Raw genomic sequence first — 18,049 nt, 5'->3', positions numbered from 1 at the left:
TTTCAAACACTAAATAGATTTTTTAGCCGTTTTCTTACCCATTCTACAGGATTTTCATCCTCTTCTGCTGCATCTACTAATTCCATTTCTCGCAATAATTGCTGTCTCTCGCTGAGTTCTTCTTTGTGCTTGACTATTTCTTTAATAATCTGTTCAGATAAATCAGGTTGTTCAGTTAAAACTTTTCGGAAACCTTCTTTGTTTATCGCAAACAAAATTGTTTCTTCTAAAGCTCTCACCGAAGCAGTTCTCGGTATTCCCAACATTAAAGAAAGTTCCCCCAAAAACTGACCAGTGCCGAGGTTATTCAGGTGTTTGTCAATAGCTTCCACAAAAACTTCGACTGAACCTGAAAGAATCATGTAAAAAGCATCTCCCGGGTCGTTTTCGTGAAATAAAAATTCTTGCGGTCGCAGCCGTTGGCGGTATCCAACTTCAATTAATTGCCGCAATTCGAGATCCGTCAGATTTTCAAAGTATTCCACCTCTCGCAGCAAACAGCTAAGGGAGGACGGCTTTTTCAGTTCCTCGGCAAAAATTGGTCTTTTTTTCTTGCTTTCAGACGAACTGTTCGTGATGTCAATTACCGTTTCTTTTTTGTTGAACATTGACAACAGAACTTCGGGGTTTTGCAAATAAATTTCTCGGTCATTGAAGGGGAAGTCGATTTTTTGCTGGCGGAAATTGTATTCAATTGCAAAATTTAAAGAACTGTTAATTAATTCTCTTTCAGTCGGCTTGTCCGTCCACACTAAAAGTTCAAATTTAAAACTATCATCGCCAAACTCGACAAACAATACTTTCGGATTCGGTTCGTACAAAACTCCCGCTTCCGCGTAAGCAATATTTAACAGAGTTTCTGTCACTAACAGCGGGTTACTATTCTCGGCTACTTCTACGGGAACTCGCATACATAGTAGCGAGTTTTCGTAACTCCAGTTAACAATTTTGTTGCTAATCATTTTGCTGTTGGGAACTATGACGCTGGAGTCCTCAGTTGTTTCGATGATGGTCGATCGAATCGAGATTTTTTTGACTATTCCCATTACTCCTTCTAATTCCACAAAGTCTCCGACTTTCACAGGCCTGTCTAAAAGCAGCGTTAAGCCGCTGACAAAATTAGTTGTTAAATCCTGGATTCCGAAGCCAATTCCGACGCCCAATCCCCCCGCAACTACTGCAAAAGAAGCGAGGTTGAAGCCGATGCTTTGGATGGCGAGTATCACCCCCAAAGCTACTATTAAATACCCAATAATTACTGCGATTGCTTCCCGATTTCCCTCGTCAATTCCCAGTCTGACAAGCAAGCTTTCCTTAAGAAACTTCGTAAAAGAGCGTGCTATGACAAGGATAGCCATAAACAATACAATCAGTTCCACCAGTGACTGCAGGGATACAGGATTATCACCTATTTTAAATAGGGTTGCTGTAAACAGTTGGGAGAGTCTTGTTAATAATTCTTCTGGGATTGCGTTCAACTTAAATTCAGTAAATAATATTGTTTGTGTTTCCATTTTTTAAGCCGTTGGCAGTAAGAAATAAAGTCATTGCTTCCCGGTAAGAAAATATAATATTGAACTCGTTATTACGAATTCTTGACCTATTTTTAGGGTAAAAAAACTGAATTGCTGACATATATCTGTGGTTACTCAGACTAGGCCGTTATCAGTCTGGCCAATTTTTCGGATATATTTTTTTCCCATGCCTGCGGTTAGCGGGCCACTTTTTCACAATAGCGGAATCATCTATTATTAATGTCAACCCCCCTACTAACTTTAGTCAACGTTAACTCTCTGGGATTTTATCATACTTTTCGCTAAAGGTTTTTTAATTTCCCGTTATAAAATTAAGCAGGTATTATGAAATGACTGTTTAAGTGGACAAGTCAAATAGGCCTATATTACAATGAGTTTAACTGCTGGGAGAAATATTTCTCTTACTGTACCAGTTACTGTACCAGTTGAGTCCGTATTGTGTATATCTAAGAATATCTAACTAAAAATTTAACGGATATAGCTAAAATTGAGAACCTTCCCAGAATAGTTGGCATTCTACCGACCTTGCAGACAAATCAAAACTTAATTGCATTTGTCAATCAGTAAAATTACTGAAAACACTGCTTGTTGACGAGTGGAAAATTTGGGATTTGGGGGTGAGTGGGCATAAATAGGGCGCGAGGCATGATTGGTCGATCGCCCAAATCTAAGTTTTCCACCCCAAACCTGAGTAAATTCTGAGCATAATTGCTGATTGACAAACGCTTCCCTAGCTTATGTTGTCACCAATGTTCTACCAATAGGATTGATTAGGAATAGAATTGATGAGAAATAGAACTGCTTGGCGATACATCCGAAAAATTAACGGAAATATTGTCGCAAGGGATACATATATCGCCAATTGAAAACCGAATGGTCGCCCTACTGAACGTTTTATTAAGTACCCCAATAGGTGAAAACGAAAACCTTGCGATCGCCCCATTGAAAAGAAGTTCTAGAATTATAGCTGAAATGCACGATTTAACATGACCAAATTCCCACCAGAGAAAACCCAACCGCCACAGCAAGAGAACACAACAGCACAGGCACTGCGACAGGCTCACTTCGAGGCTTTTTTTGCGGCAGCGAATGCCGGACTGATGATTTTAGACAGCCAACTCCGGTACGTGCAAATTAACCAAGCTATGGCAGAGCTCAATGGCATTTGTGTGGCCGACCATATTGGTAGGTCGCTGTGTGAAGTTCTGCCAGAATTGGCTGCGACTCTGGGACCAATTCTGCAAGGCATTCTGGCTACGGGTAAGCCCATTCTCGACTATGAAGTAATGGGTGAAACGCCGAAACAACCGGGCATCCTGCGCTACTGGCAAGCATCTTACTATCCTTTGCGGGATGAAAATGGCTTGGTTTTTGGTGTTGGTGGCCTGGTGATTGAAATTAGCGATCGCAAGCGGGCAGAACAAAAGCAGGCACGACTGACGGCAATTTTGGAAGCAACTTCCGACTTAGTAGGAGTTGCGGATGCCAGTGGACATAACGTCTACCTAAACAAAGCCGGACAGGAAATGCTGGGGATGTCCCCAGAAGAAGCACGATCGCCGTTTACTATAGATTCTGTATTAGCTCCCTCGGCAAAAGCAAAGTTCCACAACGAAATAACTCCCACCGCCTTGCGAGAGGGTAGGTGGGCTGGTGAAATCCTATTTTTGTCACACGATGGGGAAGAAATTCCCGTCTCCCAGGTTTTGATCGTCCACAAAACCGAAGCGGGTGAAGTCGAGTTTATTTCCAATATTGCGCGGGATATTAGCGATCGCAAAAAAGCAGAGGAAGAACGGCAATTACTTGCTACAACGATCGAGAATAGCCGTGACTTTATTGGCGTGGCATCAATGGATGGTCGCCCTATACTGGTGAATCAGGCGGGTCTGGATTTGGTGGGACTCAGTAGTTTGGAGGAAGCCAGAACCAAACACATGACCGACTTCTTTATGGCAGAAGATTTGGACTTCGTACAGCAGTCTATTATGCCGGCAATAATGCAAGAGGGAAGTTGGCGGGGTGATTTCCGCTTCAGACATTTCCAGACAGGTCAACCCATCCTGGTAGATTACACCCTATTTTTGATTAGACATCCAGAGACTAATGAACCGGTAGGGATTGCCACTATTACGCGGGATATTCGCGATCGCAAAAACGCAGAAGATGTCCTCAAGCAAAGTGAAGAACGATTTCGTTCTTTGATGGAAGCCACCGCTCAAATTATTTGGAGCTGCAATGCCGAGGGCGAAGTGGTTAGCGAGCAACCTACTTTGGGTGCATTTACAGGACAGACATTTGATGAGTACAAGGGATGGGGCTGGCTAGACACGAGCCACCCAGACGATCGCGCTCATATTGCTAGCGTCTGGTCGGCTGCCTTGATCAATCGCTCGCTCTATGAAGTTGAATCCCGTATGCGCCGCTATGACGGCGAATATCGGTACATGAGTTGTCGTGGCGTACCAATTCTGAACGCGGATGGTTCAATTCGGGAATGGATTGGGGCTAATACAGATATTACCGATCGCAAACAAGCTGAAGAAGCTCTGCGTGATCGCAACGTCTTGCTGACCTCTATTTTGGAAAGTACGCCAGACATCATTGTGGTCAAAGACCGGGAAGGCCGCTATGTTGCCCTTAATTCCAATGGGGCAACCTCCTTTTACGGTAAACCCATTGAGGAGATCCTGGGTAAAGATGATTCGGAACTCCTTCCCCCTGCTGCTGCCGTTCCAATAATGGCAAAAGACCGCCAGATCATGGAAGCAGGCACTACTGAAAGCTACGAAGAAGATGTTTCTAATGGTAAGGGCATCACTTCTTTTTTAACAACAAAAGCCCCTTGGCGGGACGCTCAGGGCAATATTATCGGCCTTATCGCCATAGCACGAAACATTGGCGATCGCAAACAAATCGAAGCAGAGTTACGCGATCGTAATGCACTGCTAAACTCTATTTTGGAAAGTACACCAGACTTCATTCTCGTTAAAGACCGGGAAGGGCGTTATGTTGCCCTTAACTCCAATTTGGCAAACTTCTTTGGCAAGCCAATTAAAGAAGTCATCGGCAAAAATGATTTGGAAATACTGCCGCCTAACATTGGCCGTGAAGTTATGGAAAAAGATCGCCAAATCATGGCAGCCGGAATCATTGACACTTACGAGGAAGATATCTCTTCTCATTCTGAAACCACTAGGACCTTTTTCACTACCAAGGCTCCTTGGCGGGATGCTAATGGCAATATCCTCGGCGTCATCGCCACAACACGAGATATTACCGATCGCAAACAAGCCGAAGATGCGATAAAACAAAGCGAAGAACGCTATCGTTCGCTAATCGCTGCTACGTCCCAACTTGTCTGGACAGCGGATGCTGAGGGAAGATGCGTGGATCAACCGAGTTGGAGAGCTTACACCGGACAAACCGAAGCTGAGATGGCTGATGGTTTTGGCTGGTTAGATGCAATTCACCCGGACGATCGCGAACGAACGGCTCAGGTGTGGATGGAAGCAGTGCAAACGAAAAGCCTGTATGAGACAGAATATCGAATCCGGGGAGCGGATGGAAACTATCGTTATTTTCAACTTAGAGGGGTACCACTTCTGGATGAAGATGGCAGCATCCGGGAGTGGATTGGCACTTGTAGCGATATCCATGATCGCAAACAAGCGGAAGATGCTCTAAAACAAAGCGAAGAACGCTATCGTTCGCTAATAGTTGCCACATCCCAAATTGCCTGGACAGCGGATGCTGAAGGAAGAGCCCCGGATCTACCGAGTTGGAGAGCTTACACCGGACAAACCGAAGCTGAGGTAGTTGGTTTTGGCTGGTTAGATGCTATTCACCCGGACGATCGCGAACGAACGAATCAGGTGTGGATGGAAGCAGTGCAAACGAGAAGCCTGTATGACATAGAATATCGAATCCGGGGAGCGGATGGAAACTATCGTTATTTTCAAGTTAGAGGGGTACCCATTCTGAATGAAGATGGCAGCGTCCGGGAGTGGGTTGGCACTTGTAGCGATATCCACGATCGCAAACAAGCCGAAGATGCTATCAAACAAAGCGAAGAACGCTATCGATCGCTAATCCTTGCCATCTCCCAAATTGTCTGGACAACGGATGCTGAAGGAAGATGCCAGGATACACCGAGTATGAGAGCTTACACTGGACAAACGGAAGCTGAGGTGGTTGGTTTTGGCTGGTTAGATACAATCCACTCAGACGATCGCGAACGAACAGTTCAGGTGTGGATGGAAGCAGTGCAAACGAGAAGCCTGTTTGAGATGGAATATCGAATGCGCGGAGCGGATGGAAACTATCGTTATTTCCAAGCTAGAGGCGTACCCATTCTGAATGAAGATGGCAGCATCCGGGAGTGGGTTGGCACTTGCATCGATATCCACGATCGCAAACAAGCAGAATTCCTAATGGCAAAAGCTAAGGAAGCAGCCGAAGCAGCTAGTCGGGCTAAAAGTGAATTCCTTGCCAACATGAGCCACGAGTTGCGGACTCCCCTTAATGGCATCATGGGCTACGCACAGATTCTTCAGCGTTCCAAAGTTTTGAATCAAGAAGAGCGATCGCGCATTGATATCATTTATCAGTGCGGTTCCCATTTACTGACCTTAATTAATGATATTCTCGATTTGTCGAAGATTGAAGCACAGAAAGTGGAACTCCAGCCCACGGATTTTCATTTCCCAGCGTTCCTGCAAGGTGTAGCAGAGATGTGTCGCATCCGAGCTGAAATTAAGGGAATTCAGTTTCATTTTCCATCAAGCCCCGAACTCCCGATCGGTATTCGTGCGGATGAAAAACGCTTGCGACAAGTGTTAATTAATCTTTTAAGTAATGCTATTAAATTTACGGATGAGGGCACTGTTACTTTTTTAGTCAGTTTTGCCACAGAAGAAAAAATTCGCTTTGAAATACGCGATACAGGTACCGGCATTGCCCAAGATCAACTTCAAGCTATCTTTCAGCCCTTCGAGCAGGTAGGAGATCGCCGACGGCAGACCGAGGGCACCGGATTGGGACTGGCAATTAGCCAAAGGATTGTAGAACTAATGGGCAGTACCATTCAGGTTAAAAGTGAGATGAATGTTGGCAGTATTTTCTGGTTTGATGTCAATCTATCTCAAGCCGATGAATGGGTGAAAACTTCTCAAGTTGACCATCGCGGGCAGATTATCGGCATCAAAGACCGCCAACCTAAGATTGTGGTTATTGATGACAAATGGGCTAACCGTTCGGTAGTTAGCAATTTGCTCAGTCCGATCGGCTTTGAGGTGTCTGAAGCCAACGATGGGCAGGAAGGCTGGGAAAAAATTCTGGAGGTAGAACCAGATTTAATCGTTACCGACTTACTAATGCCCGAACTAGATGGCTTCGAGCTAATTAAGCGGGTTAGAGAATCGGAAAACTTCAAAGACATCATCATTATTGTCTCTTCTGCCAGCGTATTTGAAGCCGATCAATACAGAAGTTTAGAAGCAGGAGGCAACACTTTTATTCCCAAACCTGTTCAAGCCACGGAACTCCTGCAAAAATTACAACAGTATCTTGATTTAGAATGGGTTTATGAAGCTAATGAAGATGCACTTGCGATCGGTTCAGACACCAATGAGCTAATTGCCCCGCCTGCTACAGAAATGGACATCCTATACGAGCTGGCTATGAAAGGAAATTTCCTAGAAATAGTTAAGCAGGCGGTATTACTTGAAGCACTAGACCCCAAATACATTCCCTTTGCTAAAATATTGCATCAGATGGCAAAGGACTTTCAAGACGAAGAGATTTTAACGTTTATTCAGTCCTACAAGTAAGGTTTATGAATTCAGAAATTCAAGCACATGGTACGATTCTTATAGTTGATGACAATTCAGCTAACTTAGGTGTCTTATCGGATGCCTTAAGCCAAGAAGGATTTGAAGTTCGGGTTGCGAAATCTGGAAAAATGGCACTAGAGCGAGTTAAATATGCTCTACCAGATCTAATCTTACTAGATGTCATGATGCCAGAGATTGATGGATTTGAAACCTGTCGTCGATTACAGACTAATCCAGAAACTAAACAGATTCCCATTATATTTATGACTGCGCTATCGGATACAGCTAATAAAGTTGAAGGGTTTAAGCTTGGGGCTGTAGATTATATTACCAAACCCTTCCAACAGGAGGAAGTATTAGCTCGCGTCAAGCTGCATTTAAAACTTCATGTTCTAGCTGATAAATTAGAAGAAAAAAACATTTTATTGGAGGAAAAAGTTAGAGAAGTCAGCCAAGCCTACGATGATTTACAACAAATGCAACTTAAGTTAATCCAAAGCGAGAAAATGTCCGGCTTAGGGCAAATGGCTGCTGGGATTGCTCATGAAATAAATAACCCTATAAATTTCATATCTGGCAATCTGGGTTATGCCCAAGAGTACGCTCATAACTTACTAAAAATTATACACCTCTATCAAGAAGATTATGTAAATCCTACCCCTCGAATTCAAGCAGCAATGGATGAAATAGAACTAGAATTTGTGGAGGAAGATTTTATAAAAGTTCTTAACTCAATCAACTTAGGAACGCAGCGCATCCAAGAGATTGTCAAGTCTATGCGAATCTTTTCTCGCTTAGATGAGGCAGACGTGAAAGCAGTAAATATTCATGAAGGAATTGATAGTACACTCACCATCCTGCATCATCGTTTAAAATCAAAACCAGAGCATCCTGAGATTGAAATAATAAAAAATTACGGTCAGATTCCACCAGTAGAATGCCATGCCGGACAATTAAATCAAGTGTTCATGAATATTCTTTCCAATGCCATTGATGCTTTAGATGAATCTAATCAGCAGCGTTCGTTTGCAGAAATCAAGCAACACCCGAACCGCATTCAAATTTCTACAAAATTAATTGACGAGAATTGGGTGGCTATTCATATTAGTGACAACGGTCTGGGAGTTGGCAAAACTCTACAACCCAAGCTATTTGACCCCTTTTTTACTACCAAACCTATCGGTAAAGGAACTGGGTTGGGGTTATCTATCAGTTACCAAATTATCGTTGAAAAGCATGGGGGCAGATTATACTGCCAGCCTGGATTAGGAAAGGGAATAGAATTCGTCATTGAAATTCCTATTCGGCAGCAAGCTTGTAAAGCTGCTTAGTTTCCCGGTGCAATGTCTCTTACGAACTTTGGTTAATTTCTCGCGGACAGCGGGGACGACAGGGTGTTCCAATACAAACAAAGCCTGCAGGCATATTTTTAAAGACGCTGCTGCGAGCTCCGATTAAAGCGTTAGCACCGATTTCCACACCAGGGCCAATGAAGCAGTCGGCGGCAATCCAAACGCCGTTATTAATGATCACAGGTGCTGTGATTAAGCCAAAGGCTGGGTCTTGAGGGTTATGAGTGCCCGTGCAGAGGTAGCTTTTTTGAGAAATGACGCAGTGTTTGCCGATCGCAATTCGATCGAGACTGTACAATACAACATCATCTCCGATCCAACTGTAGTCTCCGATTTCAATTTTCCAAGGATAGGTAAAACGAGCCGTGGGACGAATGATCACAGCGCGACCTATTTTCGCTCCAAATAACCGCAGCAAGCCGCTTCTGATGCCGTTAAAAGGGTGTGGAGTGAGGGGAAATGCGATCGCCTGCACGAACCACCAAACCAAAATTACCCAAGTAGGCTTTCCTCGATCAAACTTTGATTGATCGTACTTCCGCAAATCAACCAAAGATTCCCCTGCTAAAATATTTGCGTGATTGTCGCTAATTGGACGATCGTTTGTTTCAGGATTTGGGGAATTGGCGATCGGATTTTCCGGATATTGGTTCGGATGTGGTATATAATCGGTCATTGATAGTTAATTTAATGTTTAATTTAAAATCGAGTTTAACCTTAAGGACTGCTGCATGACATTTCTAGTTAGGGAAAATTTTGACTCGGAAAACGCCAAGGATATCGCACAATGCGATAATTCAAATCCAAGAATTGGCAAAGTTCGACTTTTACAAACAGCATTGGTACTGCTGAGCAGCTTTTTTGTAGCAGAGTTAATCGCCGCACTTAATTCTCATAGTTTGTCCTTATTAGCAGATGCGGGTCACGTTTTTTCTGATGTGGCAGCTTTAGCAATAACTTTAACCGCCACTTGGTACTCCTCACTAAAAAGAAGTAAACCTGTAGATTGTGCGATCGCACAATCGTCAATCCCTGAACGAGGGGAAATCATTGCTGCTTTAATTAATAGTATCAGTTTAGTTGCGATCGCCCTTTGGATTGCAGCAGAGTCGATCGCCCGTTTGCAGTCCCCAACCCCCGAAGTAGAAGGGCTCCCGATGTTAATTACCGCCATAGTCGGTTTAAGCATCAACTCGATTAATGCTTGTTGCTTGCATTCCTGCTGTCACGGCGACTTGAATCTCAAAAGCGCGTTTCTGCACGCAGTTGCCGACATATTTTCGTCGGTTGGAGTAATTTTAGCGGCGATCGCGGTGGCGTGGCTGCACTGGAATTGGGCTGACGGCTTAATTAGCTTGCTGGTGTCGGCATCAATTATTTTATTAACTCTACCATTGCTAATCGAAAGCATCCAATTACTGCTGGGAAAAGTATCAGCAATATCCGCAACTCAACAACTTTGCGACTGCGAAAAACTCAGCGCGGAAAAATTGCTCTTTCCATCCCTCGAAGAACTGATCAAATGATCTCTCTTCATCTGCGTCCATGTGCGTATATCTGCGGTAAAAATCAAAGTTTTGTGAAGTGAGCTGAAGAACCTTCCCCTAATTATGATAAGATAACCATTGGTGTTATTGACAACTCCTCACAATAAAATAAAACCGCGCTCAAGCCTATCTGCCATTAATTAACACTCGGCTGAATTGCCTCAACGGTGAAGAAACCCAGATTTGACAGGCAACTCAGAACTGCTGAATAGGGGGTTTCTGCAAACTAGCACTAGAGAACTTACTTGACAGCGAAGATGATGAGCTGTCCTGCTTAGCTTGTTAGCTATGACGATTATATACGAGGGGTGCGTCCTTTGAATTTTGATGATCTACTGTCACGAGCAGATGAAGAAACGCTACAAACTCTATTGGGTAGTTCAGCTTTCCGTTTAGTGAAGCTTCTAGATAGTCGCCTAGCAACTCCCACTAATCTGCGTGAAGTTTTGGTGAGTATTTATTCTCGTGAAAGCTTGCTTTTATCAAAAGACACTCGCACTATCCTATTTGAATTATTACTACCCAAACAAGCTAAAATTCTCGCTACAATTTTGTCAGCTTCAGACCATGAAGATGTCTTTCAAGCGCTAAAAGAAGTCAAAATACGTCGCGGATCGGAACGCGAACGTAACCTTTTCGACTTTTTTGAATTGGTTGTACCATCAACTGAGGAATCTGAAGAAACATTCTCATCGGATCTGGCTGCACCTCAATACGCTTTGTTTGCTCATCAGCGTAGTGCAGCAGCCAAAGTCAAACAGTTGCTCCAAAAAGAACCTCGGCGTGTTCTACTTCATATGCCCACCGGTTCGGGAAAGACACGCACGGCAATGCACATTATCGCCGATCGCCTGCGCTCGCAAGAGCCTACTTTAGTCGTCTGGTTGGCATACAGTGAAGAACTTTGCCAACAAGCCGCCGCCGAGTTTCAACGCGCCTGGAAATACTTAGGCGATCGAGATTTATCCATCTATCGTTTCTGGGGAAACCACGAACTCGATCTTGATCAGGTGCGGGACGGCTTAGTAGTTGCAGGTCTTTCCAAGCTGTACAGTCGTGCTAAACGTAGCATCCAATTCATTAACCAATTAGGCTCTCGTTCTTCTCTTGTTATTATTGATGAAGCCCATCAAGCAATTGCAGAAACTTACCAGCTAGTCTTAGATGTTCTTGTTTTACCATACCAAAACACGGCACTGCTTGGGTTAACAGCTACACCCGGCCGCACTTGGGCCGACATTAGTGCTGACGAAGAGTTAGCGGAATTTTTTGCACAGCGCAAGGTTACTTTGGAGGTTCCTGGCTACGAGAATCCAGTAGAATACCTAGTATCAGAGCAATACTTGGCACGAGTAAAATACCGATCTTTGCTACACCAGAGTGGATTGAATTTATCTAATAACGACTTGAAGCGTATTGAAGAAGAGTTAGAGCTACCAAAAAATATCCTGACTCGCCTAGCTGAAAACGAACAGCGCAATCTCCGCATTATTTTGGAAATTGAAGATTTAGCTAAGCATCACAAGCGTATTTTAGTATTTGCCATATCTGTAGAACACTCAAAACTTCTAGCTGCTGTGCTGCAAGCTAGAAGTTGGCAAGCATCTGCTGTAACTGCCAAAACTCCTGCTTCAGAAAGAGAGCGAATCATTGCGAGGTTTAAAGATGACAATCCCGAAACTAAAATTATCTGTAATTATGGCGTTCTTACAACAGGATTTGATGCCCCGCGAACCAGTGCCACCGTGATTGCACGTCCCACCAAGTCGCTTGTTTTATACAGCCAGATGGTTGGACGTACTATTCGTGGGCTTAAAGCAGGTGGCAATGAAAAAGCTGAGATTGTTACTGTAGTAGACACAGATTTACCAGGCTTTGGCAGTGTTGCCGATGCCTTTAACAATTGGGAAGACATTTGGAGATTAAAATGACAAAACCACATGAGATCGTTCCGGTACATTTAGTTGTTCAGGCAATGCGTGACAACGGTTATAAAAACGCAGCCTATGCACTAGCCGAACTAATAGATAATTCCATTCAAGCGGGAGCTACTGAGGTAGAACTTCTCTGTGCTGAGAAAGAAACTCAGCTAGAACAGCGTTGCCGTTCTCGCATTCATCAAATCGCTGTTTTAGATAATGGCAGTGGAATGGATTCCACTGTTTTGCGAATGGCTTTACAGTTCGGCAACGGAACTTATCTAGCAGAAGACAAACATACAGGAATGGGGCGGTTTGGTATGGGGTTGCCATGCTCTTCTATTTCCCAGTGTCAGCGGGTGGAGGTTTGGACTTGGCAGAGTGGTGTAGAAAATGCAATTTACACATACCTAGATTTGAATGCAATAAAAAAACAGGAGCTTACTGAAGTTCCCGAACCTGAGAAGCGCAAGATACCTGTGATTTGGGAAAAAGTCACAACAGGTTTTGGGAGGACAGGAACATTAGTTGTCTGGTCAGATATCGATCGCTGTATGTGGAAGACTGGCAAAACAATTATCGAAAATTCAGAGTTCGTAATTGGGCGAATGTATCGAAAATTTTTAGATACTAAAAAAGTTGTGATTCGTATGGCAGCTTTTGATATTGATGAACCTACCAAAATTATGGTAGAGAAATTTGCAAAGCCGAACGATCCGGGTTATCTCATGACAGAGACTTCTTGCCCTTCTCCCTTCGACAAAACGCCAATGTTTCGGCCGTGGGATGGAGAAAATGACTATGAAGCCACCTTTACTATTGAGTTTCGTGGCCAGAAACACGAGGTAAAAATTCGCTTTTCTTATGCAAAAGAAGAAGCACGTCCTGGCAATAACCCAGGCAGCCTTTCTCATGGACAGCACGCGGCAAAAAATGTAGGAGTTTCCGTCGTTCGTGCAGGGCGTGAATTGGAACTAGACCAGTCTTGGGCACAGAAGAAAGCTACAGAGCGATGGTGGGGGGTCGAGATAGAATTTCCCCCGGCACTTGATGACTTGTTTGGGGTTACTAACAATAAGCAATCTGCTCGTAACTTCTCAGAACTGGCGAATGTAGATATCGAATCTCTGCTAAAAGATGGAAAAACAATCAGTCAGCTCAAAGAAGAACTAACCCAAGATGAAGACCCTAGAGGGCCATTAATAGAAATTGCTCACAAGATTAATACTCAACTGAAAATTATGCGTAACTTGCTGGAAGCACAAACCAAAGGCTCTCGAAGTACCCCGAAACGGCACAATGTCTCCTCTGCCGAGAAAGTGGCTACTGAGGTGACAGAGGATCGAAAGAAGGAAGGACACTACGGGCAAAGCGACAAGGATGAGTCACTCCCTTCAGAAGAGCGAAAGGAAATCATTGAAACCACATTAATAGATAAAGGCGTTATGCAAATTACCGCTGAAGAGTTGGCGGCTAAAACAGTATCCGATGGCTTAAAGTATGTTTTTGCTAAGGCATCTCTAGGAGACAAATCTGCTTTCTTTTCTGTTGATCCTAAACCGGGTACAATTATTATAACTTTAAACACAATCCATCCTGCCTACAAAAACCTTGTCGAAGTGTTAGAAGAAGAGGTAGAAGGCGTAGATCCTGAAACACTTCGATCTCGTCTAACCAATTCTCTTGAAGGTTTGAAATTGTTACTGATGGCTTGGGCGCGATACGAAGATGAGCAACCTGATGGCCCCCGACGCAATAAGGCACAGGATGCTCGTGTTGATTGGGGACGGGTGGCTAGACAATTTCTTGAGGGTGACGAATAACTGAAGGCTGTCTCGTTGTTTAACTAGGGGGTAAGGGGTCAACATTAGTGACTGATATTGTGCCACTCTGTTGACCCACTTTCCAAAGTCAACCAGTTCATCATATTTTGCACGAACCGCAAGAAGTGCGATGCCTACGGCAAGCTTCCCTAACGAATCCTCCCGAACCACAATAAAACTCAACCATAGAAATAGATAACTAATGTCCTACAGTGATTTTACTTTAAGTCGAGTTACCAAGGACTTTAATTTAACTATTTCAGAGCGCTCTAATATTTTCACAGAAATTCCCGCATTAACACCAAGCGATTTTCTCCAAGAAACCCTGCGGGATAATCTAGCTTTAGCCCTTGGTAGCAATACAGAAAAAGCGCGATCGGAATTAATTATTGCTCCCATTCTCGTCGAACTCAGAAAACAATTAAATTATCAAATTAGCTGGTTTTCCGGCATTGACTTTAGTGTGGATGCCAGTAAAGGATTAAACGGCAGTTGTGATTTTATCATCAGTCAATCACCTGAACTTTTATTTGTGACGGCGCCAGTTATTACCGTCGTCGAAGCTAAAAAAGAAAATATTTTGGCTGGCTTGGGACAATGCGTAGCGGAAATGTTGGCAGCGCAAATTTTTAATGAAAATGAAGGCAACGAAATTCCTGTGATTTATGGTACTGTTACCACCGGCACTAACTGGAAATTTATGAAATTAACCAACCAGACGCTCGAAATTGATTTAGTCGAATATTTTATCAACGATTTAGGTAAAATTTTAGGTATCTTAGCTAGTGGCATGAACTTAAGTATTAATTAGGTCAAGAAACCGGGCGATTAAAATCGCCTCTTGTCAAACGCAGTCTCTCTCTAAAAGACTAAGAAGGAGTCGGTGTTTGAAACCCTATCTACACAAACTTTCGTCCGGAGGGTGCGCGGACTAAGAGCGACTCTCACGGCAATTTCACTTCTGTCTCTTGAGTGATAACTACTGGTGGCGACAGAGTAGGCTCAGATTCTGCCACATTCAACTGACCGCCACAACAACGCAACTCATAAAGTTTTGCATTAATTTGATACTCATATTGACTCAATAACCTTGCATAAATATAGCCAGCTTTTCCATCCAAAAAGCCTAGCTGAATAAAGTAAAATAACATAAATCTGAGCATTGGTTTAAAAGGCAGCCACACCCAAACTTTTTTGAGAAAGCGTTTGCGCTGCACTGCATCTCCAAATAGGTGAGCGCCAATAGTGCCACTGTCGTCGCGCCCTTCAATAATATTGTAATAAACACGAGCTTCCCAATTAGAATAGCGGTTGTGCCGTTCTATCCAGTGAAATAAATCGCGATAATCCTCGTGGATCATGTCATTTTTTAAGTAGCCGACTTGACCGGCTAAAATGACGTGTTCGTGAACTTCGTTGTCGCCAGTATTGGGAACGGATTCAGTGCCGAGATTTTCATAACGGCCTTTTTGATGCTTGAACAAACGCAAATTCCAGTCTGGATATCTGCCGCCGTAACGCAGCCATTGACCTAAAAAGAAGACTTTGCGGTTGAGGTAGTAGCCGTCAAAATTGGGGTCTTCGATCGCCTGTGCGATTTCGTCCCAAAGTTCCGGCGGGATGCGCTCGTCGCAATCGACAATTAATACCCATTCGTTGCGAAAGGGCAGATTGTCTAAAGACCAATTTTTCTTTTTCGGCCAGCGGTTGTCAAAGTAAAACTGTACTACTTTTGCGCCGGTGCTGATGGCAATTTCTACGGTGCGATCGCTACTTTGGGAATCAACCATGAAAACTTCATCCGCCCTGGCAATGCTGGCCAGACACGCAGGTAGATTAAGTTCTTCGTCTTTTGCCGGAATGAGAACTGAAACCGGAATCTTGGATGAACTAGATGTCATAATCGAGTGCTTGAACCTGAATGCGGTCGAGTTTTGGTGGATGAAATGCGATCGGCACAGCAGGGCCGACGACTGGAGCTGCGAGGGATATTGCCTATAGCCTAATGCCTGCTGGTCGATTTCGGTGCAAAAATCAGGCCGCGGATGGCTGCGCTCAAATAACCGATTTGACCCCAGGCAAAAACGAAATTTTCAAAGCGCAGCGCCGGATCTCTAATATATTTAAAAGACTTCCAGACACCCCTCAAGATTCTTTCACCCCCCCACCCAAGCTGAGCAATACCGGCTCGATCAGACAATTGTTCGCGATAACACTCGCTGATGCCTTGCCACCACCCGCGCTCTAAGAACCAAGCTTTGTTAAGCCGTTCTCTGGCGACATTGTGCAGCACCTGGGCATCGGGCAGATAAACTACTTGCCAACCTAGCTCTAATGCTAATTCTGTCGCGCGCAATTCTTCATTTGACAGCAACTTTTTGCCGACTCTACCGAGTTTGACATCGAAGCCGCCAATTTGTTCGAGAAAAGCGCGCCGGATCGAGTAGTTTACCCCCCTGGGAGTCAAACCGGGAGCAGTCACGTACAGCCAAGTATCGCCTAAATTATATGCTCCCAGGTTCTGGGCCAATCCGGGTGACAGCCATTCGGGCGGGCTGACTCCAGAAGGCCAGAGCAAATTGACTTTGCCACCAGCTACGGCGAGTTTTTGATTGCTTTGATAAGCGCTGTGCAGCACCCTAAGCCAATTCGGCTCAGCAATAGCGTCGTCGTCGAGATAAGCTAATATTTCGCTGCCAGCTTCCTTTGCGCCGGTGTTCCGCGCCACTGACAGACCGATTTCAGGCTCCCAGACGTACTTGAGGCGGCGATCGCCCTGTCTTGCTTCTACCACCTCGCGGGTGCGCGAAGTGGGACTTTCCGGGCTCGCATAATCGCTAGAAGCGTTATCCACTACTACTACTTCAAAGTTGTCGGGAAAATCCTGTAGCAGCAAGCTGTCGATCGCTGCACCTAGATAGGTGTGACGATTGTGGGTGCAAATTATCGCTGATATCTGAGGATGTTGTGGCATAAATAACAGCTTGGCAAATGCTGGGAGATCGAGCGACTTACTCTAATATTGTCTCATCAATGCTATTATCGCTTAAAAAGCATTTGGTAGTTGGCAGTTTAAATCATAGTGGGTAATGGGTAATTGGTAATTGGTAATTGGTAATTGTGTTTAATCCTTTGTATGTGACTGCTGACTAATGACTGCTGACTAATAACTAATGACTAACTCAGAACCCACCACATCTAGACAATTAATCGTAGTAACTGGGCCGGCCCGAAGCGGCAAAAGTGAATGGGCCGAAACTCTGGCGGCGGGTTCGGGAAAACAAGTAATCTATGTGGCTACCGGCCAGGTTGATGAAGCCGATTTGGAGTGGCTTCGTCGCCTCGATCAGCACAGAAATCGTCGTCCTGTTGATTGGACAACTCTAGAAGTGCCGATCGAATTATCGGCAGTTGTTCGAGCAGGCAAGCCCTCAGATTGCTTGTTGATTGATTCCCTGGGAACTTGGACGGCAAATCTTTTGGAGCAAGAATCTGCTGTTTGGGCGACTACGCAGCAAGATTTGCTCGCTAGTTTGAAGTCGGCGGCGGCCGATGTAATTTTGGTAGGGGAAGAAACCGGATGGGGCGTTGTGCCTGCTTATCCGGCGGGGCGGCTGTTTCGCGATCGCCTCGGCACTCTCGTCCGCCACATCGGGGCGATCGCCGATAATGTTTATCTCGTCACCGGAGGTTACGCCTTGAATCTCACCGATCTGGGTACGCCGCTGCCGCCTGTTGCGAAAAATTAACAGCCGGAGTCGCGATCGACTGGGGAGAAAAAAATATCGGTTTCCCGACGAACAATTTTAACTCAAAATCAGGTAGAATCCTAACTAAGATTGAAACCTCAAAACTCACATAAATTAGTCGTAAAAAATACGTAAAAAATACGTAAAAAATACTTCATCGGGCAACCAGCACAACAATTTGATACGGGAAGTAGCCAAATTATAAAATAATGTAAAATATAAAGTGTCTCTTGAGAGAGAGTGCAAATTTCAACGTGAAAGTCTAAAATCACCAATTAGTTGAAGGGTTG

General features: G+C 44.3%; 11 protein-coding genes. 7 read left to right on the top strand and 4 right to left on the bottom strand.

Annotated elements, in window-relative coordinates:
• Nucleotides 1-2: 2 nt before the first annotated feature.
• Entirely contained in the window at nt 3-1,514 is a 1,512-nt protein-coding gene (locus tag D0A37_RS14290; protein WP_242725152.1) for a mechanosensitive ion channel domain-containing protein, read from the bottom strand.
• A 1,007-nt stretch (nt 1,515-2,521) separates the two neighbouring features.
• Here D0A37_RS14290 and D0A37_RS14285 point away from each other — a divergent pair.
• Nucleotides 2,522-7,366 (top strand): PAS domain S-box protein, encoded by a 4,845-nt coding sequence (locus tag D0A37_RS14285; protein WP_242725150.1) that lies wholly within the window; start codon nt 2,522-2,524, stop codon nt 7,364-7,366.
• 5 nt (nt 7,367-7,371) lie between these two features.
• Entirely contained in the window at nt 7,372-8,700 is a 1,329-nt protein-coding gene (locus tag D0A37_RS14280) for a hybrid sensor histidine kinase/response regulator (protein ID WP_242725147.1), read from the top strand.
• Between the two features lie 19 nt (nt 8,701-8,719).
• Here the strand turns inward: D0A37_RS14280 and hpsU are convergent, their stop codons facing one another.
• Nucleotides 8,720-9,397, bottom strand: a complete 678-nt coding sequence (gene hpsU, locus D0A37_RS14275; protein ID WP_242725143.1) for a hormogonium polysaccharide biosynthesis acetyltransferase HpsU — start codon at nt 9,395-9,397, stop codon at nt 8,720-8,722.
• 55 nt (nt 9,398-9,452) lie between these two features.
• Here hpsU and D0A37_RS14270 point away from each other — a divergent pair, with 55 nt between their 5' ends.
• From D0A37_RS14270 to D0A37_RS14255, 4 genes are all read left to right on the top strand, one after another.
• Nucleotides 9,453-10,247 (top strand): cation diffusion facilitator family transporter, encoded by a 795-nt coding sequence (locus D0A37_RS14270; RefSeq protein ID WP_242725140.1) that lies wholly within the window; start codon nt 9,453-9,455, stop codon nt 10,245-10,247.
• A gap of 338 nt (nt 10,248-10,585) precedes the next feature.
• The gene (locus tag D0A37_RS14265) at nt 10,586-12,199 is read left to right on the top strand and encodes a DEAD/DEAH box helicase (RefSeq protein ID WP_242725137.1); all 1,614 of its coding nucleotides are present in this window, start codon (nt 10,586-10,588) and stop codon (nt 12,197-12,199) included.
• Nucleotides 12,196-14,010, top strand: coding sequence for an ATP-binding protein (locus D0A37_RS14260; protein WP_242725134.1), 1,815 nt, complete (start codon nt 12,196-12,198; stop codon nt 14,008-14,010). Before D0A37_RS14265 ends, D0A37_RS14260 begins: the two co-directional genes overlap by 4 nt.
• A 202-nt stretch (nt 14,011-14,212) precedes the next feature.
• Complete coding sequence (locus tag D0A37_RS14255; RefSeq protein ID WP_242725129.1) at nt 14,213-14,821, top strand: hypothetical protein; 609 nt, start codon at nt 14,213-14,215, stop codon at nt 14,819-14,821.
• 133 nt (nt 14,822-14,954) lie between these two features.
• On the opposite strand, the gene D0A37_RS14250 is transcribed toward D0A37_RS14255, so the two are convergent.
• Nucleotides 14,955-15,911 (bottom strand): glycosyltransferase family 2 protein, encoded by a 957-nt coding sequence (locus tag D0A37_RS14250; RefSeq protein WP_242725125.1) that lies wholly within the window; start codon nt 15,909-15,911, stop codon nt 14,955-14,957.
• Nucleotides 15,912-16,012: 101 nt separating this feature from the next.
• Nucleotides 16,013-16,984 carry a glycosyltransferase family 2 protein gene (locus tag D0A37_RS14245; RefSeq protein WP_242725122.1) on the bottom strand — a complete coding sequence of 324 codons (972 nt, stop codon included), beginning with the start codon at nt 16,982-16,984 and terminating at the stop codon, nt 16,013-16,015.
• Between the two features lie 199 nt (nt 16,985-17,183).
• On the opposite strand from D0A37_RS14245, the gene cobU reads away from it, so the two are divergent.
• The gene (gene cobU, locus D0A37_RS14240; RefSeq protein WP_242725120.1) at nt 17,184-17,759 is read left to right on the top strand and encodes a bifunctional adenosylcobinamide kinase/adenosylcobinamide-phosphate guanylyltransferase; all 576 of its coding nucleotides are present in this window, start codon (nt 17,184-17,186) and stop codon (nt 17,757-17,759) included.
• Nucleotides 17,760-18,049 lie beyond the last annotated feature (290 nt).

It is taken from the genome of Microcoleus vaginatus HSN003, from assembly GCF_022701255.1.
GTDB lineage: Bacteria > Cyanobacteriota > Cyanobacteriia > Cyanobacteriales > Microcoleaceae > Microcoleus > Microcoleus vaginatus_B.
Note: the sequence above shows the minus strand (reverse complement) of the source record. Positions and strands in the feature narration are given on the sequence as shown.

What these genes read in the sequence shown, in the direction of transcription:
- hpsU (WP_242725143.1), bottom strand. Translation starts at nt 9,397, where the DNA reads ATGACCGATTATATACCACATCCGAACCAATATCCGGAAAATCCGATC.
- D0A37_RS14270 (WP_242725140.1), top strand. Translation starts at nt 9,453, where the DNA reads ATGACATTTCTAGTTAGGGAAAATTTTGACTCGGAAAACGCCAAGGAT.
- cobU (WP_242725120.1), top strand. Translation starts at nt 17,184, where the DNA reads ATGACTAACTCAGAACCCACCACATCTAGACAATTAATCGTAGTAACT.
- D0A37_RS14285 (WP_242725150.1), top strand. Translation starts at nt 2,522, where the DNA reads ATGACCAAATTCCCACCAGAGAAAACCCAACCGCCACAGCAAGAGAAC.
- D0A37_RS14280 (WP_242725147.1), top strand. Translation starts at nt 7,372, where the DNA reads ATGAATTCAGAAATTCAAGCACATGGTACGATTCTTATAGTTGATGAC.
- D0A37_RS14260 (WP_242725134.1), top strand. Translation starts at nt 12,196, where the DNA reads ATGACAAAACCACATGAGATCGTTCCGGTACATTTAGTTGTTCAGGCA.
- D0A37_RS14290 (WP_242725152.1), bottom strand. Translation starts at nt 1,514, where the DNA reads ATGGAAACACAAACAATATTATTTACTGAATTTAAGTTGAACGCAATC.
- D0A37_RS14245 (WP_242725122.1), bottom strand. Translation starts at nt 16,984, where the DNA reads ATGCCACAACATCCTCAGATATCAGCGATAATTTGCACCCACAATCGT.
- D0A37_RS14250 (WP_242725125.1), bottom strand. Translation starts at nt 15,911, where the DNA reads ATGACATCTAGTTCATCCAAGATTCCGGTTTCAGTTCTCATTCCGGCA.
- D0A37_RS14255 (WP_242725129.1), top strand. Translation starts at nt 14,213, where the DNA reads ATGTCCTACAGTGATTTTACTTTAAGTCGAGTTACCAAGGACTTTAAT.